Below are 23,258 nucleotides of genomic sequence, written 5' to 3' on the forward strand. Positions count from 1 at the left end.
CGGTCACCGACCGGGTTCTGTGCTGCCCGCAGGGTTATTAGCCCCGTGCCTCAGCTCGCGTAGTCACCGATCAGGGCGGCGCCGGTGGTGTGCTCGCCCCGGTCCGTGATCTCCCCTGCCACCCAGGCGTCCACGCCACGGTCGGCCAGGGTTGTCAGGGCCACGTCCGTGGACTCCTGCGGCACGATCGCGATCATGCCCACGCCCATGTTCAGGGTCTTCTCCAGCTCCAGGCGCTCGACCTGACCCGTCCGGCCCACGAGGTCGAAGATCGGGGCCGGGGTCCAGGTGGAGCGGTCGACGATCGCGTGCAGGCCGTCCGGGATCACCCGGGCGAGGTTCGCAGCGAGACCGCCGCCGGTGATGTGGCTGAAGGCATGCACCTCGGTGGTGCGCATCAGGGCCAGGCAGTCCAGCGAGTAGATCTTCGTCGGCTCCAGCAGCTCCTCTCCGAGGGTGCGGCCGAGCTCGTCGATGTGGGTGTCCAGCGCGAGGCCCGCCTGGTTCAGCAGGACGTGGCGGACGAGGGAGTACCCGTTCGAGTGAAGACCGGAGGACGCCATGGCGATCACCGCGTCACCCGTACGGATACGATCCGCGCCGAGCAGCCGGTCGGCCTCCACGACACCCGTACCGGCGCCGGCGACGTCGAAGTCGTCCTCGCCCAGCAGGCCCGGGTGCTCGGCGGTCTCGCCGCCGACCAGGGCGCAGCCGGCCAGCACACAGCCCTCGGCGATGCCCTTGACGATGGCGGCGACGCGCTCGGGGTGGACCTTGCCGACGCAGATGTAGTCGGTCATGAACAGCGGCTCGGCGCCGCAGACCACGATGTCGTCCATGACCATGGCGACCAGGTCGTGGCCGATGCTGTCGTAGACGCCCAGCTGGCGGGCGATGTCGACCTTGGTGCCGACGCCGTCCGTGGCGGAGGCGAGCAGGGGACGCTCGTAGTTCTTCAGGGCGGAGGCGTCGAAGAGGCCGGCGAAGCCGCCGAGGCCGCCGAGGACCTCGGGGCGCTGCGCCTTCTTCACCCACTCCTTCATGAGTTCTACGGCGCGGTCGCCCGCTTCGATGTCGACACCTGCTGTTTTGTAGGAAGCAGATGCGGGGCTGGCGCCGCCCTCGGCACTGTGGGTCTCAGACATGGCTGTGAGAGCTTTCGTGTCGTACGGCAGGTGATACGGGCTGACTACGGGCGGCGGATCGCGTCGGCGGCGGCCGTGGCGGCCGGGCCGGCGGCCAGCTCGGTCTCGAGGAGCTGCTTGCCGAGCAGCTCGGGGTCCGGGAGCTCCATCGGGTACTCACCGTCGAAGCAGGCGCGGCACAGATTCGGCTTGGCGATGGTGGTCGCCTCGATCATGCCGTCGATGGAGATGTACGCCAGGGAGTCGGCGCCCATCGAGGTGCCGATCTCGTCGACGGTCATGCCGTTGGCGATGAGTTCGGCGCGGGTGGCGAAGTCGATGCCGAAGAAGCAGGGCCACTTCACGGGCGGCGAGGAGATCCGGATGTGGACCTCGGCGGCGCCCGCCTCGCGGAGCATGCGGACCAGGGCCCGCTGCGTGTTGCCGCGCACGATCGAGTCGTCGACGACGACCAGGCGCTTGCCCTTGATGACTTCCTTCAGCGGGTTCAGCTTCAGGCGGATACCCAGCTGGCGGATGGTCTGCGAGGGCTGGATGAACGTACGCCCGACGTAGGCGTTCTTCACCAGGCCGGAGCCGAAGGGGATGCCGGACGCCTCCGCGTAGCCGATGGCGGCGGGGGTGCCGGACTCCGGGGTCGCTATGACGAGGTCGGCCTCGGCCGGGGCCTCCTTGGCGAGCTTGCGGCCCATCTCCACCCGGGAGAGGTAGACGTTCCGGCCGGCGATGTCCGTGTCCGGGCGGGCCAGATACACGTACTCGAAGACGCAGCCCTTGGGCTTCGCTTCCGCGAATCGGGAGGACCGCAGGCCGTTCTCGTCGATGGCGACGAACTCGCCCGGCTCGATCTCGCGGACGTAGCTGGCGCCGCAGATGTCGAGGGCCGCGGACTCGGAGGCCACGACCCAGCCGCGCTCCAGGCGGCCGAGGACCAGCGGGCGGATGCCCTGCGGGTCGCGGCCCGCGTACAGCGTGTGCTCGTCCATGAAGACGAGGGAGAAGGCGCCCTTGACCTGCGGGAGGACGCGATGGGCCGCGTCCTCGATGGTCAGCGGCTTGCCGTCCTCGTCGACCTGGGCCGCGAGGAGCGCGGTGAGCAGGTCGGTGTCGTTGGTCGCCGCGACGCGCGGGGTGCGGCCGCCCTCCTGCTTGGGGAGGTCGGCGACCATCTCGGCGAGCTGGGCGGTGTTGACCAGGTTGCCGTTGTGGCCGAGCGCGATGGAGCCGTGCCCGGTGGCACGGAACGTCGGCTGGGCGTTCTCCCACACGGAGGCACCGGTGGTCGAGTAGCGGGCGTGTCCGACCGCGATGTGTCCCTGGAGCGAGCCGAGGGAGGTTTCGTCGAAGACCTGGGAGACCAGGCCCATGTCCTTGAAGACAAGGATCTGAGAGCCGTTGCTGACCGCGATTCCCGCGGATTCCTGGCCTCGATGCTGGAGGGCGTAGAGCCCGAAGTACGTGAGCTTGGCGACCTCTTCGCCCGGAGCCCAGACACCGAAGACGCCACAAGCGTCCTGGGGGCCCTTCTCACCGGGGAGCAGGTCGTGGTTGAGTCGTCCGTCACCACGTGGCACGCCACCGAGTGTAGGCGAGGTCGACCACTGGTCCGAATTGGGGATTCCGGACTTTTTGGTGGATCACTGCTCGGCTACGGCTCGCACACTCGTACCGTTTTCGCTGGTCAGCGTAAGAGTCTGGTGATCGACTCCGTACTTCAGCTTCCCGTCGAAAAGACGGAGCAGAGTCTTCTCGCCGGTCATGAGTGAGTCTTCGCACATCATTCGGGTCGTGGCCGGAGGGCCCAGGGTGATATGGCCGTCGCGCACGGTGGCCTTGGCGTTCACCTTGTTGCAGCCGAGGCTTCCGGAGACGGTGCCCTTCTTCTCGTCGAAGGTGAGGTGGGCACGGCCGTCGGCCGCCTCCGGGGTCGTCACGGTCCACTTGGTGCCGCTCAGCTCGGCGTCCTTGGCCTTGGTGAGACGGACGGTGTCGCCCTTGTCGGTGGTGAGGGTGAGGCGGTCGCCGTCCACCTTCGCCTCGAACTCCTGGTCGGAGAGCGTGCGGGCCAGGGTCTCCTCGAAGGCCATGGGCTTGTTCTCGCAGGCCATCTCCGTGGCCATGGTCTTGCTGAGCCGGACGCGGTCGCCGTCGACGGTGGCGTCGGCGCCGAAGTTGTTGCAGCCGAAGCTGCCCTCGGCCCGGCCCTTGTCGATGGTCACGTGGGCGCCGGTGGGTGCCTTCCGGGTGGTGCCGTCCGCGGTGACGCTGTCCACGCTCCACCGCATGCCGGTCACCGCCGGCTTGTCGGCACCGACCGAACCGCTGCCGCTGTCCGCCTTCTCACTGCCGCAGGCCGCCATGAGCGGGACGAGCATGGCGGCGGCCGTCAGGGTCATGCGCTGCTTCTGCCTGTCCATGCCACTTCGACGGGGCAACCGGGGGGATCGGTTCCCCTCAGCTCATCACGGGCAGGTACGCGTCCAGGTCGGCCCGCTCGCCGCTCGCGCTGACGTGGGCGTCCTGGAGCGCCTGCTTCCAGGTCAGCCGCCCGGTCGCCAGCCGGATCCAGGTGAGCGGGTCCGTCTCGACGACGTTGGGCGGGGTGCCCCGGGTGTGCCTCGGGCCCTCCACGCACTGCACCACCGCGTACGGCGGCACCCGCACCTCCGTCGAGCCGCCGGGCGCCTTCGCGGCGAGGGCGTCGGCGAGCAGCCGGGTGCAGGCGGCCAGGGCCTGACGGTCGTAGGGGATGTCCAGGCCGGGGACGGCGGCGTTGAGGTCGTCGGTGTGGACGACGAGTTCGACGGTGCGCGTGACGACGTAGTCGGCCAGGGGCAGGGCGCCCGCGCTGGTGGGGAGCAGCCGGCCGGCGGGGTGTGCGTCGAGGTGGGTGGTGAAGCGCTGCTCGGCGTCGGCGAGGTGGGTGTCGAGGTCCGGGTGCTCCTCGGCGAGGCGGCGGGCGGTGCCGGCGATGGCGGGGGCGTCCTCGGCTATGGCGAACGGCCAGTCGAGCAGCCGGCCGTCCTGCCGCGCGGGCTCGGGCTCCCCCAGCAGCCGGTCCACGGCGTCCAGGGCCATGGCGCAGTGCGCGGCCAGCTCGCGCACGGTCCAGTCGCCGAGGCGCGTGGGCAGGCTCAGCTGCTCGGGGCCGAGGGGGCCCACGGCCCGGCGTATGTTCCCGAACTGGGCGAGCACGGCGGCCCGGGTCTTGGCGGGGTCGTAGGCGCGGGGGCGCTTCTTGGCCGGGGGCATGAGGGACACACTAAGTGCGGGCTGTGACAGTCGGGGGTGCCTCGAAGGTCTGCCCGTTGCCGGGCACGCCGATGCCGGTCCAGGTGAAGGGGACGCCCCGGGCGCCGTCCGGGTCGGGGCCGTCCATCAGCTGGAAGTGCAGGTGCGGCTCGGAGGAGTTGCCGGAGTTGCCGCAGCGGGCGAGCGGCTGTCCGGCCCGGACGCGGTCGCCCTCGCGGACGGTGACGGAGCCGCGCTGGAGGTGGGCGTAGGCGGCGTAGGTGCCGTTGCCGAAGTCCAGGACGATGTGGTTGCCGAGGATGTGGCGGATGCCGGACATCTCTCGTACCGAGCCCTCGACGAGCAGCAGGTAGAGCAGGCCGGGCAGTGAGTTGCGGCTGAGGTGGTCGCGCTGCCCGTCGGTCGCCCGTACGACCGTGGCGTCGGCGACCGCGAGGATCTCGGCGCCGAAGGCCGGGAAGTCCTCGGGGCGGCGGGCGAGCGGCCACAGGGGGCGGAAGGCGGGGCGGGCGCCCGGCTCGGGCTCGGCGAGGATGTCGATGGCGTACGTCTGCCCGTGGGTGTGGATCCCGTGGCTCGGGGTGCGCTCGGCCGGGCTGTTCAGCGCGGACCAGCGGCCGGTCACGGGCGGGGCGACTTCGAGGGGTTCCCGGGCCCGGCGGGGGCTGTCGGGGGCGCCGCCCCACCGGTTGGTGACGGTGACGACGGCGTACGCGAGGAGCAGCAGCAGGCAGTTCCACAGGACGGGGTAGTCCCAGCCGAAGCAGATGTGGGCGATCACCAGGCCGATGAACGCCAGCTGGAGGCCTTGGAAGGCCACTGTGCCGAGCTTGCGTGCGGACATCCTGCCTCCAGTTCGTCGCTTCTACGGTCGCGCCGTCGCCACCGCCACCAGCAGCGGTACGACGCGCTGGTCCGGCACCTCGTAGCGGCCCCGGCCGGTCGTGTGCAGCCAGCCGGTGCCGGTGAGCTGGCGCAGGTGGTGGTAGATCTGGCCGGTCGTGCCGACCTCGTCCAGCTCGGCGAGTTCGGCCGCGGTGCGCCGGCCGCCGAGGATCTCGCGGAGCAGCCGGAGCCGCACGGGGTGGCCGAGCGCGGCGAACGACTCGGCGGCCGCCGTCCAGTCCTGCTCCAGCAGCCCCTCCGTCAGGACGCCCATCTGCCACACGTACGGCTCGCCCGTCGGCAGGCGCACGGAGCCGGTGTAGAGGATGCCGCCGTCGTCCGCTCCCAGCTCGGCCAGCTGCTCCTTCAGGCCGTTCAGCGCCCAGAAGTCGCTCTCGTCGAGGCGGGGTCCGGCGTGGTGGGCGCCTTCCAGGGCCGCCAGGCGGCGCTCCAGGTCGGCTACGCGTGCTTCGAGTTCCTCCACTCCTCCGAGATTACGGAACTACGTAATTACGCGCAAGCGTGTGGGAGAGAACACCGAAGCCCCCGCCCGGCGGACCGGGCGGGGGCTTCGTGACATCCGGCCGGCTTACGCCAGCAGCGCCGGGATCGTCGCCTCGTGCGTCTCGCGCAGCTCGGACAGGGAGAGCGCGAACTCGCCCTGGACGTCCACCACTGCATTTGAATCAGACTCGGTGCCGTCGACGACACCGATACGGGTGGCCGGGAGGCCCCGCGCACCGCACATGTCGTTGAAGCGGAGCTCCTCGGAGCGCGGCACGGCCACGACCGCGCGGCCCGCCGACTCGGAGAAGAGGAAGGTGAAGGCGTCCAGACCGTCCGGGACGATCAGACGGGCGCCCTTGCCGCCCAGCAGCGCCGACTCGACGACCGCCTGGATCAGACCGCCGTCGGACAGGTCGTGCGCCGAGTCGATCATGCCGTCGCGGGAGGCGGCGATCAGGATCTCGGCCAGGAGGCGCTCGCGCTCCAGGTCGACCTTCGGGGGCAGGCCGCCGAGGTGGTCGTGCACGACCTGGGACCAGGCCGAACCGCCGAACTCCTCACGCGTGTCGCCGAGGAGGTAGAGCAGCTGGCCCTCCTCCTGGAAGGCGACCGGCGTGCGGCGGGCCACGTCGTCGATGACGCCGAGGACCGCGACGACCGGGGTCGGGTGGATGGCCGCCTCGCCCGTCTGGTTGTAGAGCGAGACGTTGCCGCCGGTCACCGGAGTGCCCAGCTGCTGACAGGCGTCCGCCAGACCGCGCACGGCCTCCGCGAACTGCCACATCACCGCCGGGTCCTCGGGCGAGCCGAAGTTCAGGCAGTCGGAGACGGCCAGCGGCTTCGCACCGGTCGTCGCGACGTTGCGGTACGCCTCCGCCAGCGCCAGCTGGGCGCCGTGGTACGGGTCGAGCTTGGCGTACCGGCCGTTGCCGTCGGTCGCGAGGGCCACGCCGAGGCCGGACTCCTCGTCGATCCGGATCATGCCGGAGTCCTCGGGCTGGGCGAGAACCGTGTTGCCCTGCACGAAGTGGTCGTACTGCGAGGTGATCCAGGACTTGGAGGCCTGGTTCGGGGAGCCGACCAGCTTCAGGACCTGGTCCTTCAGCTCCTCGGAGGTCGCCGGCCGGGGCAGCTTGTTCGCGTCGTCGGCCTGGAGCGTGTCCTGCCAGGACGGGCGGGCGTACGGGCGCTCGTAGACCGGGCCCTCGTGCGCGACCGTGCGCGGGTCGACGTCGACGATCTTGCCACCGTGCCAGTAGATCTCCAGGCGGTCGCCGTCGGTCACCTCACCGATGACGGTGGCGATGACGTCCCACTTCTCGCAGATCTCCAGGAAGCGGTCGACCTTCTCCGGCTCGACGACCGCGCACATGCGCTCCTGCGACTCGCTCATGAGGATTTCCTCGGGCGAGAGCGTGGAGTCGCGCAGGGGGACGTCGTCCAGGGTGACGCGCATGCCGCCGGAGCCGTTGGAGGCGAGCTCGGAGGTGGCGCAGGACAGGCCCGCCGCACCGAGGTCCTGGATGCCGACGACCAGCTTCTCCTGGAAGGCCTCCAGGGTGCACTCGATGAGGAGCTTCTCCTGGAAGGGGTCGCCGACCTGGACGGCCGGGCGCTTGCTCGGCTTGGCGTCGTCGAAGGTCTCGGAGGCCAGGATCGAGGCGCCGCCGATGCCGTCACCGCCGGTCCGGGCCCCGTAGAGGATGACCTTGTTGCCCGCGCCGGACGCCTTCGCGAGGTGGATGTCCTCGTGCCGCATCACACCGATGGCACCGGCGTTGACCAGCGGGTTGCCCTGGTAGCAGGAGTCGAAGACGACCTCGCCGCCGATGTTGGGCAGCCCCAGGCAGTTGCCGTAGCCGCCGATGCCCGCGACGACACCCGGCAGGACGCGCTTGGTGTCGGGGTGGTCGGCCGCGCCGAAGCGGAGCGGGTCGACGACGGCGACGGGCCGCGCACCCATGGCGATGATGTCGCGGACGATGCCGCCGACACCGGTGGCCGCGCCCTGGTAGGGCTCCACGTACGACGGGTGGTTGTGCGACTCGACCTTGAAGGTCACGGCGTAGCCCTGGCCGACGTCCACGACACCGGCGTTCTCGCCGATGCCGACGAGGAGGGCGTCCGACTGGGGCGCCTTCTCGCCGAACTGGCGCAGGTGCACCTTCGACGACTTGTACGAGCAGTGCTCGGACCACATGACGGAGTACATGGCGAGCTCGGCCCCGGTGGGCCGGCGGCCGAGGATCTCCACGACCCGCTCGTACTCGTCCTTCTTCAGACCGAGTTCGGCCCAGGGCAGCTCGACGTCGGGGGTCTCGGCCGCGTGCTCGACCGTGTCCAGAGGCGTCCGGCTCATGCGTTGACCAGCTTCTTGAGGATCGAGGTGAAGAACGGCAGACCGTCGGTACGACCGGTACCGATCAGCTGCTCGACGGCGTGCTCGGGGTGCGGCATCAGGCCGACCACGTTTCCGGCCGCGTTGGTGACGCCGGCGATGTCCCGCTGGGAACCGTTGGGATTGAAGTCCAGGTAGCGGAAGGCGACGCGGCCCTCGGCCTCCAGCTGGTCGAGCGTGTACGCGTCGGCCACGTACTGCCCGTCGTTGTTCTTCAGCGGGATGTGGATCTCCTGGCCGGCCGTGTAGTCGGTGGTCCAGGAGGTCTCGGCGTTCTCCACCCGCAGCTTCTGGTCACGGCAGATGAAGTGCAGGTGGTCGTTGCGCAGCATCGTGCCCGGCAGCAGATGGGCCTCGGTGAGGATCTGGAAGCCGTTGCAGATCCCGAGCACCGGCAGACCGGCCTTCGCCTGCTCCAGCAGGGGCTCCATCACCGGCGAGAAACGGGCGATGGCCCCGGCGCGCAGATAGTCGCCGTAGGAGAAACCACCGCACAACACCACGGCGTCGACCTGCTTGAGGTCCTTGTCCTTGTGCCACAGGGCGACCGGCTCGGCGCCCGCGACCCGGATCGCGCGCTGCGTGTCCCGGTCGTCCAGACTGCCGGGAAAAGTGACCACGCCAATACGAGCGGTCACTTCACGGCCTCCGCGACTTCCTCGACCCGGACGGTGAAGTCCTCGATCACGGTGTTCGCGAGGAAGGACTCCGCAAGATCGTGAATGCGGGCGAGGGCGGCCTCGTCGACCGGCCCGTCAACTTCCAGTTCGAAACGCTTTCCCTGGCGGACGTCCGAGATCCCCTCGAAACCCAGCCGCGGCAGTGCGCGCTGCACCGCCTGGCCCTGGGGGTCGAGGATCTCCGGCTTGAGCATGACGTCGACTACGACGCGTGCCACTGGCACTCCCGGTGTGTGGTGCTGAGCAGGTCCCTTCAGACTACCCGCACAAAATTTCTACGCGCGTCGACTTGTAGGAAACTACGTGACGGTCATCACGATCCCGCATCGTCGGGTCCACACACGAAAATTTCCGGGAAAGATTCCGGGTCGTCACCCGGAACCTATTGCGCCCACCCGTCTCCCACCGCCACCCTTCCAACGAAGTCGCTCCGCTCCCTCTTGCTTTTGGACACGCGGAAGGATTTAGTCGGTCTTCACAATGCATTGCACGGCACTGTACAAATGAATTGGCAAGTGCCGCAGGAAGGGACCGATATTCGTGGCGCAGAAGGTCGTGGTCACTCTCTTTGACGACATCGACGGCTCGGAAGCGGCGGAAACGATCGCTTTCGGACTGGACGGCAAGTCGTACGAGATCGACCTGAACGAAGGCAATGCCGACGAACTGCGGAAGGCGCTCGCGCCTTACGTGGAGGCCGGCCGCAAGCGGTCCCGCTCGGGCAAGGCGTACCGGCAGACGGAGGTCGCCCCCGACCCGTCGGCCGTGCGGGCCTGGGCCCAGGCCAACAAGATGGAGGTCCCCGCGCGCGGGCGCATCCCCAAGAAGGTCTACGAGGCGTTCACGGCCGCGCAGTGACGGCCCGGTGAGCCCCGCCCGACGGCCGGCCATCCGCCCCTCGCGCCAACCGACTTGCGCAGCACCCGGGCTGATCAGTTAGAGTCTGGAGCACGCCGAGGGGCGAGGCCGAAAGGCCCAGCTCACGGAAACATGCGGGTGTAGTTCAGTAGTAGAACATCCCCCTTCCAGGGGGAAGGCGCAGTGTGCGATTCCTGTCACCCGCTCTGCATCACCGTACCGACCACTCCTGTGGATCAGGTAGGCTGGTGCCCGCACCGATCGGTGAGAGCCGATCGGGGGCAATTGCGGACGTAGCTCAGCTGGTAGAGCGCAACCTTGCCAAGGTTGAGGTCGCGAGTTCGAACCTCGTCGTCCGCTCGGGAATGAGACCCCGGTCCATCAGGACCGGGGTCTTTTCGTGCGCATCGCGGGCCCGTCTGACATTTGTCATGCCGAGTGATGACAACGCGCACTGCTGCCGGGTCCGCCGGGGCGGAACGCTGAAGGCATGGAAAACAACGGACACGAACACGTGATTGAGGTCACTGACCTGCGGCGTGTGTACGGGGGCGGGTTCGAGGCGGTACGCGGAATCAGCTTTTCCGTGCGACGCGGGGAGATCTTCGCGCTGCTGGGCACCAACGGCGCGGGCAAGACGTCGACCGTGGAGGTGCTCGAGGGGCTCGCGCCGCCCACCGCCGGGACGGTGCGGGTCCTCGGGCACGACCCGTACACCGACCGGGCCCTCGTCCGGCCCCGCACCGGCGTGATGCTCCAGGAAGGCGGCTTCCCGTCCGAGCTGACCGTCGCGGAGACCGCGCGGATGTGGGCGGGGTGCGTGAGCGGGGCCCGTCCGCCGTCGGAGGCCCTCGCGCTGGTCCGACTGGAGTCGAAGGCCGACGTCCGGGTCAAGCAGTTGTCCGGCGGCCAGCGGCGCCGCCTGGATCTGGCACTCGCCCTGCTCGGCCACCCCGAGGTGCTCTTCCTGGACGAGCCGACCACCGGACTGGACGTCGAAGGCCGCCGGGAAACGTGGGAGTTGGTGAGCGCACTGCGCGACGGCGGCACGACGGTGCTGCTGACCACGCACTACCTGGAAGAGGCCGAGAACCTCGCCGACCGGCTGGCGATCATGCACGAGGGCCGTGCCGCCCTCACCGGGACCCCGGCCGAGGTGACCGCTTCGGAGCCGTCGCACATCTCCTTCGAGCTGCCCGACGGCTACTTGGTGGGCGACCTGCCGCCGCTCGGGGAGCTGGGCGTGAGCGGGCACGAGACCGACGGCCGGATCGTCCGGCTCCGCACCCATGAACTGCAGCGCGCGGCCACCGGGCTGCTGCTGTGGGCCGAGCGGGCCCGGGTGGAACTGCGCCGCCTGGACGTGCGGTCGGCCTCCCTGGAGGAGGCGTTCCTCGGGATCGCCAAGGATGCCTCCGCGGGACGGGCCCCGGCAACGACGACGAAGGAGTACGCGGCATGAGTGCCACCCACACGACACCCCGCCCGGCGCTCGCCCCCGAGGCCGCGGCCACCACGCCGATGAGCCGCATGACGGCACTGGCCCGCGCCGAGCTGACCCTGCTCGGGCGGAACAGGGGCGCGCTCGTCGCCGCACTGTTCGTGCCGCTGGTGATGCCGGTCAGTGTGCGGTCGGCGGCCCAGGAGATGGACCTCGCGGGGGCGGGGCTGGACGCCGGCACCCTGGTGCTGCCCGCCGCGGTCGGCTTCTCCCTGCTGTTCGCCGTCTACTCGGTGCTCGTCGGCGTCTTCGTCGTCCGGCGTGAGGAACTCGTCCTCAAGCGACTGCGCACCGGTGAGCTGCGGGACACCGAGATCCTGGCCGGCTCCGCCATGCCCGCCGCCGTCACCGCGCTCGCGCAGTGCCTGCTGCTCGCGGCGGGCTGCACCGTGCTGCTGGACATGTCCGCGCCGTCCGCGCCCCAGCTGGCCGTCGCGGGCCTGCTGTTGGGGCTCGTGCTGTGCGCCGCCCTCGCCGCGGTCACCGCCGGTTTCACCCGGACCGGCGAGAGCGCCCAGGTCACGCCCATGCCGCTGCTGATCGTCTCGATGATGGGCTCGGGCATGTTCTTTCCGCTGGAGCTGCTGCCGGACCGGCTGGCCTCCCTGTGCGAGCTGCTGCCGCTGACGCCCGTCGTCAGCCTGGTGCGCGGCGGCTGGACCGGTGACCTGTCGGCGTACGAGGCGCTGGGCGCCGTGGCGACGGCGGTGGCCTGGATCCTCGTGTCGGTGTTTGCTGTACGGCGGTGGTTCCGCTGGGAACCGCGGCGCTGACCAAAGGGGGAGGGACGGGCTGATGCGCGGGCCGGGCGGGTGGTGGCGGCGGAAGACGACGCCGGAGAAGGTCGAGACGTACACGCGGTGGTCGTTCCAGTCCTTCGCGGTGACGGAGTTCGTCATGGTCGGGCTCATGGCCCTCCCGATGGGAGCGTGGCTCGGGGCCGGGATGCTGCTCATGGCCGGTGCGCACGCCGCGGTCTGCTGCGTCACCGTGTCGCGGGCGCTGGACTGGACGCGCGGCAGGCGGCCTCAGCCCGTCCGGCTGCTGTGGACGCTGGCCGCCGTGACCGCCGCGGTCTGCGCCGTCTCGATCGGCATCGCCGACCACGGGCCGGGCGGCGAGAGCGTGGACACCGCCGCGGGCGGGGCCCTCGGCGTCGTCGGCATCATCGGTGTCGGCACCATCGCCCTCGGGGTCCGCGAGCGGCGGCAGGTGTTCGCGATCGTCGTGGGCTTCGCGACGGTCTCCTGGCTCGTTGCGTTCACCCGGGGCGCCTCGCTGGGCGAATCGCTCTTCACGGCGGTGATCGCGCTGTTCGCGGGCGGGCTGCTCGCCTTCACGGCCGTCGTCTCACTGTGGCTGCTCAACATCGTCTACGAACTCGACGAGGCCCGCGAGACCCGGGCCCGGCTCGCCGTCGCCGAGGAGCGGCTCAGGTTCGGGCGTGATCTGCACGACGTGATGGGCCGGAACCTGGCCGTGATCGCGCTCAAGAGCGAACTGGCCGTGCAGCTGGCCCAGCGGGGGCGGCCGGAGGCCGTGGCGCAGATGGTCGAGGTCCAGCGGCTCGCGCACGAGTCGCAGCGGGAGGTGCGGGAGGTCGTCCGCGGCTACCGGGAGGCCGACCTCGGGTCGGAACTCGCCGGGGCGCAGGGGGTGCTGGCCGCGGCCGGAATCGACTGCGCGGTCACCGGACCGGTGCCGGTGGGGCTGCCGTCCGGGGTGCAGTCCGCACTGGGGTGGGTGGTGCGGGAGGCCGCGACGAATGTCCTGCGGCACGGGGACGCGCGGCGGTGTGCGGTGCGGCTGCGGGTGGTGGAGGGGTGCGTGGTGTTGTCCGTGGAGAACGACGGGGTGGTCACGGAGGCCGATACCGGGCTGCCCGGCGCTCCCGGCTCCTCCGGCCCCTCCGGCTCGGGGCTCACCGGATTGCGGGAGCGGCTGGCGGAGATCGACGGCACGTTGGAGGCCGGGCCCGCGGGGCGGGGGCTGTTCCGGCTGACGGCGGAGATTCCGCTGCCGTCGTCGGCCACCCCTTCCGCCACTGCCGGCCCCGCGTCCGTCTCCGCCGTGCGTTCCGTGAGTGAGGTCACGCCATGACGGCCGGGGAGCCCGTGCGGCTGCTGCTCGCCGACGACGAGCACCTCATCCGTGGGGCGCTCGCCGCGCTGCTGTCGCTGGAGGACGACCTCATGATCGTCGCCGAGGCGGCCACCGGTCCGGAGGCGCTGGCGATGGCCCGGGCGCACGAGCCCGACGTCGCGGTGCTGGATCTCCAGATGCCCGGCGCCGACGGTGTGAAGGTCGCCACATCCCTGCGCTCCGAACTGCCCGGCTGCAAGGTGCTCATCGTCACCAGCCACGGGCGGCCCGGGCATCTGAAGCGGGCGCTGGAGGCCGGGGTACGGGGGTTCGTGCCGAAGACCGTGAGTGCGCAGCGGCTCGCGGAGCTCATTCGTACCGTGCACGTCGGCAACCGTTACGTGGACCCTGAGTTGGCCGCCGACGCGATCGCCGCCGGGGACTCGCCGCTGACCGCGCGGGAGGCGGAGGTGCTGGAACTCGCCGCCGACGGTGCACCCGTGGCGGAGATCGCCGAGCGGGCCGCGCTGTCGCAGGGGACCGTACGGAACTACCTGTCCTCGGCGGTGTCGAAGCTCGGGGCGGAGAACCGGCATGCGGCGGTGCGGCTCGCACGGGAGCGAGGTTGGGTATAGTGGTTCCCGCGCCACGGCGCATGCGAACGTAGCTCAGTTGGTAGAGCGCAACCTTGCCAAGGTTGAGGTCGCGAGTTCGAACCTCGTCGTTCGCTCCAGCGAGAAGCCCCCCCCGGTTCCGGCCGGGGGGCTTCTGTGTGTTCAGGACCAGGTCAGGCCCGTCAGGCGCTCGTACGCCTCCACGTACTTGGCGCGGGTGGCGTCGACGACCTGCTGCGGCAGCGCCGGCGGGGGCTGCTCGCTCTTGCGGTCCCAGCCGGACTCCGCCGAGGTCAGCCAGTCGCGGACGAACTGCTTGTCGTACGACGGCTGCGCGCGGCCCGGCTCCCACTGGTCGGCCGGCCAGAAACGGGAGGAGTCCGCGGTGAGGACCTCGTCCGCGAGGACCAGGTCGTCGCCGTCGAAGCCGAACTCGAACTTCGTGTCCGCGAGGATGATGCCCCGCTCCCGGGCGATGTCCCGGCCCCGGGCGTAGACGGCGAGGGTCGCCTGGCGCAGTCGGGCCGCGGTGTCCGCGCCGACCTGGCGGGCGACCTCCTCGTAGGAGACGTTCTCGTCGTGCTCGCCGACTGCGGCCTTGGTGGCCGGGGTGAAGATCGGCGCGGGCAGTTCGCTGCCGTCGACCAGGCCCTCGGGGAGGGCGAGGCCGCAGACCGTGCGGGACTCCTTGTACTCGACCAGGCCCGAGCCGGTGAGGTAGCCGCGGGCCACGCACTCCACGGGGACCATCTGCAGGGACTTGCAGACCAGCGTGCGGCCCGCCCAGTCGGCGGGGGCGCCGGCGGGCAGTTCGGTGCTCAGGACGTGGTTCGGGACCAGGTCGGCGAGCTGGTCGAACCACCACAGGGAGAGCTGGGTGAGGACTCGGCCCTTGTCGGGGATCTCGGTCGGCAGCACCCAGTCGTAGGCGGAGATGCGGTCGCTGGCGACCATCACGAGGTCGCCCGCCTCGTTCTGGTACAGCTCGCGCACCTTGCCGGTGTGCAGATGCACCAGACCCGGAACCTGGATCGGCTCGGGCTTTTCTACGAATCCGGACACGGTTCCTCCCCGTGGTTCTGTCCTATGCCTTGATTCTCCCGTATGCGCGGGTGATCACGGACAGTGGGTCAGTCGCGTTTGCAGATGCGGTCCAGGAGGTTTGCGGTGGCGCGCTGGATGCGGGGGTCGACGTGGTCCGGGCGGTCCAGCGCCGGGGTCCAGGCGAACGTTCCGGATGCGAAGACCCAGGCGCCCGACGGGGCGCGGTAGAGGGACGTCTCCTGGTGGCGCCGGGCGCCTTCCTTGTCGGAGTACGGGGAGTGCGCGAGCAGCACGCGCTCCTCGTGCTCGGGCAGCGGGGTGCGCGGGAAGTAGCGGTCGGCCTCGCCCGCCACCAGGTCGGCGATCTCGTCGCCCTCGTGCGCGCCGGACGCCTCCCACAGCCAGTGATCGGCGTTGCGCACGATCAAGGGCTGCGGCTCGGGGACGTGCCCCGCGTACTGGATGCCTATGAGCTGCTGCTCCGCCCGGTCGATCTCCCGCCACAGCACCGGCTTGCCCGGGCCCCTGCGCTTGCGGCAGGTCAGCAGGCGGTCGGGGACGCCGGACGGGGAGGGGCCCAGTTCCACCTGCCAGTACATGGAGTTGGCGGAGAGGAAGACGAGCGAGGTCCCGGCGTCGCGGGCGAGCTCCACACTGCCGCGCATGGCGGCCGACCAGTACTCGTCGTGGCCCGGGAAGACCAGGCCGCGGTAGTGGGTGGGGTCGACGCGGCCCGCGTGCAGGTCGCTCGCCGTGGCATAGGCGATGTCGTAGCCGTAGCGCTCGGCCCAGCGGATGAAGTCGTAGGCGTGGCCGACGTGGAGGGGGAGGCCCGCGCCCGCGTAGGGACGGTCGAAGGAGACCGTCGTGGCGGCCTCCGACTCGCCCAGCAGCCGGCCCTCCTCGTCCCAGGCGTGGTAGAGGCTGGCGCCGGTGCGGCCGTCCTCCGGGTAGAGGTTGTACGCCTGCCAGGTGATGTCGGGCAGGACGAGGAGCAGGTCGGCGGGCTGGTCGTGGCGGACCGTGAACGGGACGTGGGAGCGGTAGCCGCCGGCGGTGGTGAGGACGGCGACGTACGCGCCGATGTTCCAGTACGACGGGACCTGGAGCCGCCAGGACAGCCACCAGTGGTGGCACGAGACCGTACGGTCCGCGGTGAGCGGCGCGGGCTGCACGATGCCGGACAGCCGCGGGCTGGTCGTGATCTTGGCGGCGCCGTCACCGCCGTAGTGGCCTATGCGGTAGATGTCGACGCCGAACTCCTGGGGCGGGTCGACGGTGATGTGGAAGTCGATGGCGTCGCCGGGCGCGACCGCTCCGGTGGAGGTGAAGCCCTTGATCTGGCGGTGGACGTCGTCGGCCGCGCGGGGGCCGTTGGAGCGGGTGGATTTCCTCGGGGCGTGGGGCGCGTCCTGGTCCACGTACCAGGGGACGACCTGGCCGGTGTCGTCGAAGTACGTCACGGTGCCGCGCAGCCACGGAACGGGGCCCTGTCCGAAGGGATCCGTCACGGCGTGCGCCAGCGCTCCCGACTCCCAGCGGCCGATCTGCTCCGAAGCCATGGCTGTTTCCCCTCCCCATCGCCCCCGTGGTGGTGCGTACTGGTGTGGTGCGTGTGGTCTGTGCGCTGAGTGCGGTGAGTGCGTCCCCGTGTGATGTCGTCGCGCTTATGTGCTTGTCGTATGTCGTCAGCCCTTGCCATGTGCGCGAACGGTCCAAGCACATCACATAACGCGCGCACTTCGTCACTGTTCGTTTCGAATTGGCCAGAAGTGGAAGCGGATGCTCCGGCGGTCAGACGAGCCGGACCGGCTTCTCCGGGCGTATCCCCAGCTCGGCCAGCCAGGCGCGCAGGGGGGTGGGGTCGCCCTCCTCGATCAGGGTGAGGATTTTGGGCGCGAGATCGGCGGTGCGCTCGCCGTTGTGGAGGAGCGTGGGGCCGTCCAGCCAGTCCAGGCCGGGCGTCGCGCCGGCGGTGTCCATCGCGGCACAGCAGATCATCGCCGTGAGGTGGTCGGCGAGCAGTTCACGGGCCGTGCGCGGGGGCTGGAGGGGGAAGAGGGGGAGGGCTCGGTCGTCCCAGAGGGCGAGGGGGTCCGGGGCGGCCGGGGAGCCGGCGGCCGGTGAGGCGGCGGTCGACGGGCGGGGCGTCGCGGCGGCCTCTTCGCGGCCCAGTTCGGCGCTGAGGCGGGCGGCGAGGTTCGCGCTGCGGGGGGTGGTGCCGGAGAGGTCTTCTTCGTCGTCGTCGGGGGGAGGGGGTGGTTCCGGGCTTCTGGTGGGGAGGGGCGCTTCGCCGGACGGGTCGGTGCTTCTCTGGGTGAGAGACGCGTCGCCGGTCGGGCCCGTGCTTCTCTGGCTCAGGGGTGATTCGCCGGTCGGGTCCGTCAGGTGGTCCAGGACGCGGGACAGGGTCGGGCTGCCGGTGGCGGGGGCCGCGGGGCCGGTGGCGGGGCGGACGCCCATCGCGTCCAGGACGCGGTGGAGCCGGGCCGCGTCGATGCGCCATTTGCGGTCCACGACCTCTTCCGGATACTCGCTCCAGTCCACCGGCGACCAGTCGGGCCCGGGCTCGGCAGGGCCGCCGTGGAAGAGTCGGGCGGCGAGGAGGGAGGCGGACTCGTCGACCGCGCCCGGCTCCTCGAGCAGATCGCAGGCGGGCCGCTCCCCGAGACGGGACGCGAAGCCCTCGGCCAGGCGGTCGCGCCGGGACAGCTCCGTGAGCGCCGCCACCACGCCGGCGTCCAGCCGGGACGGCCAGCGGCCCATCCGCCAGGCGGGCAGCGCGACGCGGGTCAGCAGCCGGTCCCAGCCCGCGTACGCCAGGCCCACCTGCTCCTGGGCGACGATCCGCAGCCCGTAATCCACAGCCTGTGCACGCTCCGCCGCCGCGGCCGCCACGCCCCGCTCCAGCTCGGCGGCATGGAGGCGGCAACCGCGCAGCAGCAGCCGGGCCACCCAGCCGACGCCGGACAGTACGGCTCGCGACACCGGGTCGCGGCGGGGCGCCGAGGTCACGGCCACCGCGGCGTCGAGGCCCCGGACGAAGCGCCGGGCCGCGGCTATGTCCGGGTGGGCGGAGGGGCCCGTACCGGCGACGACCGGGGCGAGGACCGCGCGCAGCTCGCCGACCCGCATCCACCACAGGAAGGGAGAGCCGATGACGAGGACCGGCGCGACGGGGTGACGACGGTGCGCGTGCTTCCCCGCGCCCGCTATGTCGTCGTGCTCCTCGGGCGGAGGCGGTCCGTGGGCCGGGTGGGTGCGGTCCTCCAGCCAGCTGTCGCAGTCCGGCGTGAGCGCTATCGCGGAGGGGGCGGGGACCTCGAGGCGGTCGGCCAGGTCGCGCACCATCCGGTACAGGTCGGGAGCCGACTCCTCGGCGATCGGGACGGTCGGGCTCATGGCCGGACGGGCCCGGGCGACGACCAGGGCGATCCCGGCGGCGGCGAGCAGCACGAGGACGGCGACCGGCGTCACGACCCAGCGGGCGGCGTCCCAGCCGGGACCGACGAGACGGCCGGAGAAAGCCCCCGCGAGCAGGATCACGGCGACGGCCGCGGGCAGCAGGGCGACGGCCAGCGCGCGGCTGCGGATGCGCAGCACGACGAGTGCCCGTGCCCGCGCGACCTGCGCGCCTGCCTCCACACCCATTCTGGTCACGACCGACCTCACCCCCTCCCCGTTGACCTGACGCTTTCCTTGCTCACTCCCCCACTGTGGCACCCGCCACTGACATCGCAATGCCGGTGGGCCAAGTGCCGGAACGCTTGCGCCGCACCCTAGTTGGGGCTCAGCGCCCCGTCAGCCGGATAGGACATCGGTCACTCGATGGAATGGCTCAGGGGAGAGGTGGATGACGGAAAGCGAGGGTCAGGCCCTCACCTACCGAAAACTTCAGGCCCCGGATCCTGAGACGGATTCGGGGCCTGTGAGGTTCATCGGCGGCGGGGTGGTTCCCCTGCTGTGTGTAGGGCGGGTCGGGTGTGGGCCCGGTTACGCGCCTGCCGCCTTCGCGGCGATGTCCGTGCGGTGCTGGGAGCCGTCGAGGCGGACGCGCCCGACGGCCGTGTAGGCACGGTCGCGGGCCTCGGCGAGGTCCTTGCCGGTGGCCGTGACGGACAGGACGCGGCCGCCCGCGCTGACGATCGCGTCCCCGTCGCTCTTGGTACCGGCGTGCAGGACGTACGCGTGCGGGGCGTCCTGGGCGGCGACCTCGTCGAGGCCGGTGATCGGGTCGCCGGTGCGCGGGGTGCCGGGGTAGTTGTGCGAGGCGACGACCACGGTCACGGCCGCGTCGTCGCTCCAGCGCAGCGGCTCGAGGTGGGCGAGGTTGCCGGTGGCGGCGGCCATCAGGAGGCCGGCCAGCGGCGTCTTCAGGCGGGCCAGGACGACCTGGGTCTCCGGGTCGCCGAAGCGGGCGTTGAACTCGATCACGCGGACACCGCGGGAGGTGATCGCGAGACCGGCGTAGAGCAGGCCGGAGAACGGCGTGCCGCGGCGCTGCATCTCGTCCACGGTCGGCTGCAGGACCGTCTGCAGCACCTCGTCGACCAGCTTCGGGTCGGCCCACGGCAGCGGGGAGTACGCCCCCATGCCGCCCGTGTTCGGCCCCTCGTCGCCGTCCAGCGCGCGCTTGAAGTCCTGGGCGGGCTGGAGCGGCACGACCGTCTCGCCGTCGGTGACGGCGAACAGGGAGACCTCGGGGCCGTCGAGGAACTCCTCGATGACCACGCGCTCGCAGGCCGCGGCGTGGGCCCGGGCGGCTTCGAGGTCGTCGGTGACGACGACACCCTTGCCCGCGGCGAGCCCGTCGTCCTTGACGACGTACGGAGCACCGAAGGCGTCGAGGGCCGTGTCGACCTCGTCCGCCGTGGTGCAGACGTACGAGCGTGCCGTGGGCACCTCGGCCGCCGCCATGACGTCCTTCGCGAAGGCCTTGGAGCCCTCGAGCTGCGCGGCCGGGCCGGACGGGCCGAAGACCGGGATGCCCGCCGCGCGCACGGCGTCGGCGACTCCGGCGACCAGCGGTGCCTCCGGGCCGACGACCACGAGCTCCGCGCCGAGCCGGGTGGCCAGCGCGGTGACGGCGGCGCCGTCCAGGGCGTCGACCTGGTGCAGCTCGGCGACCTCGGCGATGCCGGCATTGCCGGGGGCGCAGTGCAGCGCGGTGACGTCGGGGTCGAGGGACAGCGAGTGGCACAGGGCGTGTTCGCGGGCGCCGGTACCGATGACGAGGACCTTCACGGGGGTCAGCCTAACGGGAAGCGCCGGGATTCCTTTGTGCGGGCTTCCGAAGGGGGTGGGGGTGTTGGGTTGGAGGTTCCTCCGAAGCGGGGGCACTGACCGGGCGGCTGGGGCTCGTTCGGCCGGGCTGGAGCTGGTTCGGCCGGGCTGGAGCTCGTTCGGCCGGCTAGGGCTCGTTCGTGAACTCGTCCACCACCGTTGCCCCCAGCTCCCGGACGATCAGGTCCTGCCCGGAGAGGGCCGACTCGTCGAGGTCGGGGTCGTCGTCCTCGGGGATGTCGTCCTCGACGGACACGGACCGCGGCTTCGGGGTGGAGGGCTGGGGCGCGGGGGCGGACGCCGCGGGGGCAGAGGTGGGGGCGGAAGAAGGCGTGCTCGACTGCTGGGCGGGGGTGGACGGGGCGGTCGACTGGGACGGGGCGGGGCGCTGGGCGGTTGCCGTACCGCCGCTGCCGCCGCTGCCGCCTCCCGCGTTGTAGCCGCCACCGCCGGAGCTGTAGCTGCCGCCGCCGTAGCCACCGGCGTTGCCGCCGGGGCCGGCACCGCCTCCTCCGAAGCCGGACGGGCCGCCCGGGGCCGGGGGCGCGGAGCCGCCGGAGGGGTCGACGATCGCCTCGATCTTCCACTGGACGTTGAACTGCTCGCCCAGCGCCTGCCGCAGCACGTCCTCGCTGCCGCTGCTCAGGAAGTTGTCCCGCGCACCCGCGTTGACGAAGCCGAGCTGGAGGGTCGTGCCGTCGAAGCCGGCCACCTGGGCGTTCTGGCTGAGCAGGATCCAGGTGAAGCGCCGACGGTTCTTGACGGCCTCCAGGATGTTCGGCCAGAGCATGCGGGGGTCGAGACCGCCGCCTGCGGGGGCAGGGGCGGGGGCGGCCGGAGCGGGGGCCGACGGCGAGGGTTCCGGCGGGGTGCTGGGGGCGGGTGCGCTCGGCGCGGGGGTGCTCGCTGCCGGGGCACTTCCTGCCGCGGGGCCTGCCGCTCCCGGGGCGGACGTGGGCCAGCCGCCGGGGCGACGGCCGCCGCTGCCCGCGGAGGCTGCGGTGGGCCAGGCGCCGGGGGCCGGGGCCGCCGGGGCGGATGCGGGTCCGGATGCGGGTGCGGGCGTCGTGGGCGCCAGGGGTGCCTGGGACGGCTCGGGAGGCCGGGGCGGCTCGGGAGGCCGGGGCGGCTCGGGAGGCCGGGGCGGCTCGGCCTGCCCGCCGGCGGCGGGGCCTGCGGCGGCCGGGGGCTGCTCGGCGGGGGCACCGGGGGAGCCCGGGTTACCGGGAGCGTCGGGGGCGGCGTACCCGGCCGCAGCCGCCGTATCACCGCCGCCGCTGCCACCGGTGCTGCCGCTCCCGTTCCCCGGTGCCCCGGAAGCCCGTACGGCCGCGCGGGCCGCGGCCGGACCGCCACCGGGCGGAACCGGAGGAGCGGCCGCAGCCGCTGGAGCCGCCGCTCCACCGTGCCCCTCGGGCCCGGGCACGTAGCCCATGGCGGGCATGCCGGCGGGTCCCGCGGAGAAGTTCACGCCGCGCTCGATGCGGTCCAGACGGGCCATGACGGACCGGTCGTCGCCGTAGGCGGCGGGGAGCAGGACGCGGGCGCAGATCAGCTCGAGCTGGAGACGGGGCGAGTTGGCGCCGCGCATCTCGGTCAGTCCCTCGTTGACGAGGTCGGCGGCCCGGCTCAGCTCGGCGGCGCCGAAGGTGCCGGCCTGGGCCTGCATGCGCTCGACGACATCGGCGGGGGCGTCGATGAGCCCCTTCTCGGCCGCGTCCGGAACGGCGGCGAGGATCACCAGGTCACGCAGCCGCTCCAGCAGGTCGGCGACGAAGCGACGGGGGTCGTTCCCGCCCTCGATCACATGGTCGACAACCTCGAAGGCCGCGGCCCCGTCGCCGGTGGCGAAGGACTCGACGACGGAGTCGAGGAGGGAGCCGTCGGTGTACCCGAGCAGGGCGGTCGCCATGGCATACGTCACACCGTCCGCCGCGGCACCGGCGAGGAGCTGGTCCATGACGGACATGGAGTCACGCACGGAACCGGCGCCTGCCCGCACGACGAGCGGGAGCACACCGTCGTCGACCGGGATGGTCTCCTTCTGGCACACCTCGGCGAGGTAGTCCCGCAGGGTTCCGGGCGGCACGAGCCGGAAGGGGTAGTGATGGGTCCGCGAGCGGATCGTCCCGATGACCTTCTCGGGCTCGGTGGTCGCGAAGATGAACTTGAGGTGCTCCGGCGGCTCCTCGACGACCTTCAGCAGCGCGTTGAAACCGGCCGACGTGACCATGTGGGCCTCGTCGATGATGTAGATCTTGTAGCGGCTGCGCGCGGGTCCGAAGAAGGCCTTTTCGCGCAGGTCACGGGCGTCGTCCACGCCACCGTGCGACGCGGCGTCGATCTCGATGACGTCGATGGAACCGGGGCCGTTGCGCGCGAGGTCCTGACACGACTGGCACTCACCGCACGGGGTGGGCGTCGGCCCCTGCTCGCAGTTCAGACACCGCGCCAAAATCCGCGCGCTGGTCGTCTTGCCACACCCGCGCGGCCCGCTGAACAGGTACGCGTGGTTGACCCGGTTGTTGCGCAGCGCCTGCTGCAACGGGTCGGTGACGTGCTGCTGCCCGATGACCTCGGCGAAGGTCTCCGGGCGATAGCGGCGGTACAGAGCGAGAGACGACACGCATACGAGGTTATAGGCGCCCACTGACAACGAGCCCCGCCCCGGGAACGCAAACGCCCCCCACGCACCCGCCAGAGCCAACCTACCCTTGCTGCCTTCCGGCCCTGGGGGAGTTCAGTCAGATAGCGCCGCGTGAGGGGCTGCGCCAAGGTTACCTGATGTCAGGGGCTGGGAACGAGTTCGCGAGCACTCCTCCCAGTCATGTAATGTCTTCGACGGAGGATTCGCCTAGAGGCCTAGGGCGCACGCTTGGAAAGCGTGTTGGGGGCAACCCCTCACGAGTTCGAATCTCGTATCCTCCGCCAGTGCCTCACCGGGCACGATGTCGAAGGGCCCCACCGTTCGCGGTGGGGCCCTTCGACGTTGTCCGTCTCAGTTTCCGT

The 23,258-nt window shown here is 71.5% G+C and carries 19 protein-coding genes, 4 tRNA genes and 1 other RNA gene; 9 read left to right on the forward strand and 15 right to left on the reverse strand.

The genetic code is table 11. The annotated features are described in order from the left end of the window. Positions 1-50: 50 nt before the first annotated feature. From purM to purS, 9 genes are all read right to left on the reverse strand, one after another. Entirely contained in the window at positions 51-1,145 is a 1,095-nt protein-coding gene (gene purM, locus ACZ58V_RS22865) for a phosphoribosylformylglycinamidine cyclo-ligase (protein ID WP_471291854.1), read from the reverse strand. Between the two features lie 44 nt (positions 1,146-1,189). Continuing rightward, positions 1,190-2,719 carry an amidophosphoribosyltransferase gene (gene purF, locus ACZ58V_RS22870; protein ID WP_468196712.1) on the reverse strand — a complete coding sequence of 510 codons (1,530 nt, stop codon included), beginning with the start codon at positions 2,717-2,719 and terminating at the stop codon, positions 1,190-1,192. Positions 2,720-2,782: 63 nt separating this feature from the next. Beyond that, positions 2,783-3,562 carry an META domain-containing protein gene (locus tag ACZ58V_RS22875; protein ID WP_468196714.1) on the reverse strand — a complete coding sequence of 260 codons (780 nt, stop codon included), beginning with the start codon at positions 3,560-3,562 and terminating at the stop codon, positions 2,783-2,785. Between the two features lie 37 nt (positions 3,563-3,599). Continuing rightward, the gene (locus ACZ58V_RS22880) at positions 3,600-4,397 is read right to left on the reverse strand and encodes a maleylpyruvate isomerase family mycothiol-dependent enzyme (protein ID WP_471291858.1); all 798 of its coding nucleotides are present in this window, start codon (positions 4,395-4,397) and stop codon (positions 3,600-3,602) included. Between the two features lie 10 nt (positions 4,398-4,407). Continuing rightward, positions 4,408-5,241: a M23 family metallopeptidase gene (locus tag ACZ58V_RS22885; protein WP_471291860.1), complete on the reverse strand. Its 834-nt coding sequence runs from the start codon at positions 5,239-5,241 to the stop codon at positions 4,408-4,410. A 21-nt stretch (positions 5,242-5,262) separates the two neighbouring features. Then, a complete protein-coding gene (locus ACZ58V_RS22890) occupies positions 5,263-5,766 on the reverse strand; it encodes an ArsR/SmtB family transcription factor (protein WP_471291863.1) in 504 nt (167 codons plus the stop codon). 105 nt (positions 5,767-5,871) lie between these two features. Next, positions 5,872-8,148 (reverse strand): phosphoribosylformylglycinamidine synthase subunit PurL, encoded by a 2,277-nt coding sequence (purL, locus tag ACZ58V_RS22895; protein WP_471291866.1) that lies wholly within the window; start codon positions 8,146-8,148, stop codon positions 5,872-5,874. After that, positions 8,145-8,825: a phosphoribosylformylglycinamidine synthase subunit PurQ gene (gene purQ / locus ACZ58V_RS22900; RefSeq protein WP_193483504.1), complete on the reverse strand. Its 681-nt coding sequence runs from the start codon at positions 8,823-8,825 to the stop codon at positions 8,145-8,147. The genes purL and purQ overlap by 4 nt, the downstream gene beginning before the upstream one ends. Beyond that, on the reverse strand, positions 8,822-9,085 hold the full coding sequence (purS, locus tag ACZ58V_RS22905) for a phosphoribosylformylglycinamidine synthase subunit PurS (RefSeq protein ID WP_010045045.1): 264 nt from the start codon (positions 9,083-9,085) through the stop codon (positions 8,822-8,824). The genes purQ and purS overlap by 4 nt, the downstream gene beginning before the upstream one ends. Positions 9,086-9,407: 322 nt before the next feature. Here purS and ACZ58V_RS22910 point away from each other — a divergent pair, with 322 nt between their 5' ends. The 8 genes from ACZ58V_RS22910 to ACZ58V_RS22945 all read left to right on the forward strand — a co-directional run bounded on the left by ACZ58V_RS22910 (position 9,408) and on the right by ACZ58V_RS22945 (position 14,041). After that, positions 9,408-9,725, forward strand: a complete 318-nt coding sequence (locus ACZ58V_RS22910; protein WP_193483505.1) for a histone-like nucleoid-structuring protein Lsr2 — start codon at positions 9,408-9,410, stop codon at positions 9,723-9,725. Positions 9,726-9,859: 134 nt separating this feature from the next. Then, positions 9,860-9,931: transfer RNA gene (locus tag ACZ58V_RS22915), tRNA-Gly, on the forward strand. 81 nt (positions 9,932-10,012) lie between these two features. Further along, positions 10,013-10,085: transfer RNA gene (locus ACZ58V_RS22920), tRNA-Gly, on the forward strand. A 130-nt stretch (positions 10,086-10,215) separates the two neighbouring features. Continuing rightward, positions 10,216-11,187: an ABC transporter ATP-binding protein gene (locus ACZ58V_RS22925; RefSeq protein ID WP_471291870.1), complete on the forward strand. Its 972-nt coding sequence runs from the start codon at positions 10,216-10,218 to the stop codon at positions 11,185-11,187. Further along, positions 11,184-11,999 carry an ABC transporter permease gene (locus ACZ58V_RS22930; RefSeq protein ID WP_468196728.1) on the forward strand — a complete coding sequence of 272 codons (816 nt, stop codon included), beginning with the start codon at positions 11,184-11,186 and terminating at the stop codon, positions 11,997-11,999. The genes ACZ58V_RS22925 and ACZ58V_RS22930 overlap by 4 nt, the downstream gene beginning before the upstream one ends. A gap of 22 nt (positions 12,000-12,021) precedes the next feature. Continuing rightward, on the forward strand, positions 12,022-13,326 hold the full coding sequence (locus ACZ58V_RS22935) for a sensor histidine kinase (RefSeq protein ID WP_471291873.1): 1,305 nt from the start codon (positions 12,022-12,024) through the stop codon (positions 13,324-13,326). Beyond that, a complete protein-coding gene (locus ACZ58V_RS22940; protein WP_471291876.1) occupies positions 13,323-13,943 on the forward strand; it encodes a response regulator in 621 nt (206 codons plus the stop codon). Before ACZ58V_RS22935 ends, ACZ58V_RS22940 begins: the two co-directional genes overlap by 4 nt. Positions 13,944-13,965: 22 nt before the next feature. Further along, positions 13,966-14,041: transfer RNA gene (locus ACZ58V_RS22945), tRNA-Gly, on the forward strand. A 43-nt stretch (positions 14,042-14,084) separates the two neighbouring features. On the opposite strand, the gene ACZ58V_RS22950 is transcribed toward ACZ58V_RS22945, so the two are convergent. The 6 genes from ACZ58V_RS22950 to ffs form a co-directional block, all read right to left on the reverse strand. Beyond that, positions 14,085-14,984: a phosphoribosylaminoimidazolesuccinocarboxamide synthase gene (locus ACZ58V_RS22950; RefSeq protein WP_468196734.1), complete on the reverse strand. Its 900-nt coding sequence runs from the start codon at positions 14,982-14,984 to the stop codon at positions 14,085-14,087. Positions 14,985-15,052: 68 nt separating this feature from the next. Continuing rightward, positions 15,053-16,528 carry a N,N-dimethylformamidase beta subunit family domain-containing protein gene (locus tag ACZ58V_RS22955; protein ID WP_468196736.1) on the reverse strand — a complete coding sequence of 492 codons (1,476 nt, stop codon included), beginning with the start codon at positions 16,526-16,528 and terminating at the stop codon, positions 15,053-15,055. Between the two features lie 232 nt (positions 16,529-16,760). Continuing rightward, positions 16,761-18,617, reverse strand: a complete 1,857-nt coding sequence (locus tag ACZ58V_RS22960; RefSeq protein ID WP_471292671.1) for a hypothetical protein — start codon at positions 18,615-18,617, stop codon at positions 16,761-16,763. A 342-nt stretch (positions 18,618-18,959) separates the two neighbouring features. Continuing rightward, positions 18,960-20,210 carry a phosphoribosylamine--glycine ligase gene (gene purD, locus ACZ58V_RS22965; protein WP_468196739.1) on the reverse strand — a complete coding sequence of 417 codons (1,251 nt, stop codon included), beginning with the start codon at positions 20,208-20,210 and terminating at the stop codon, positions 18,960-18,962. A gap of 166 nt (positions 20,211-20,376) precedes the next feature. After that, on the reverse strand, positions 20,377-22,875 hold the full coding sequence (locus tag ACZ58V_RS22970; protein ID WP_471291880.1) for a DNA polymerase III subunit gamma and tau: 2,499 nt from the start codon (positions 22,873-22,875) through the stop codon (positions 20,377-20,379). 46 nt (positions 22,876-22,921) lie between these two features. Next, positions 22,922-23,020, reverse strand: an RNA gene (gene ffs / locus ACZ58V_RS22975) — signal recognition particle sRNA small type. A gap of 72 nt (positions 23,021-23,092) precedes the next feature. On the opposite strand from ffs, the gene ACZ58V_RS22980 reads away from it, so the two are divergent. Beyond that, positions 23,093-23,180, forward strand: a tRNA-Ser gene (locus tag ACZ58V_RS22980). Positions 23,181-23,258 lie beyond the last annotated feature (78 nt).

This window comes from Streptomyces sp. NPDC040589 (assembly GCF_055594445.1).

Coding starts and splice junctions, on each gene's coding strand:
- purM (WP_471291854.1), bottom strand. CDS start 1,145: ATGTCTGAGACCCACAGTGCCGAGGGCGGCGCCAGCCCCGCATCTGCT.
- ACZ58V_RS22875 (WP_468196714.1), bottom strand. CDS start 3,562: ATGGACAGGCAGAAGCAGCGCATGACCCTGACGGCCGCCGCCATGCTC.
- ACZ58V_RS22880 (WP_471291858.1), bottom strand. CDS start 4,397: ATGCCCCCGGCCAAGAAGCGCCCCCGCGCCTACGACCCCGCCAAGACC.
- ACZ58V_RS22885 (WP_471291860.1), bottom strand. CDS start 5,241: ATGTCCGCACGCAAGCTCGGCACAGTGGCCTTCCAAGGCCTCCAGCTG.
- purL (WP_471291866.1), bottom strand. CDS start 8,148: ATGAGCCGGACGCCTCTGGACACGGTCGAGCACGCGGCCGAGACCCCC.
- ACZ58V_RS22925 (WP_471291870.1), top strand. CDS start 10,216: ATGGAAAACAACGGACACGAACACGTGATTGAGGTCACTGACCTGCGG.
- ACZ58V_RS22930 (WP_468196728.1), top strand. CDS start 11,184: ATGAGTGCCACCCACACGACACCCCGCCCGGCGCTCGCCCCCGAGGCC.
- ACZ58V_RS22935 (WP_471291873.1), top strand. CDS start 12,022: ATGCGCGGGCCGGGCGGGTGGTGGCGGCGGAAGACGACGCCGGAGAAG.
- ACZ58V_RS22940 (WP_471291876.1), top strand. CDS start 13,323: ATGACGGCCGGGGAGCCCGTGCGGCTGCTGCTCGCCGACGACGAGCAC.
- ACZ58V_RS22955 (WP_468196736.1), bottom strand. CDS start 16,528: ATGGCTTCGGAGCAGATCGGCCGCTGGGAGTCGGGAGCGCTGGCGCAC.
- ACZ58V_RS22960 (WP_471292671.1), bottom strand. CDS start 18,617: ATGGGTGTGGAGGCAGGCGCGCAGGTCGCGCGGGCACGGGCACTCGTC.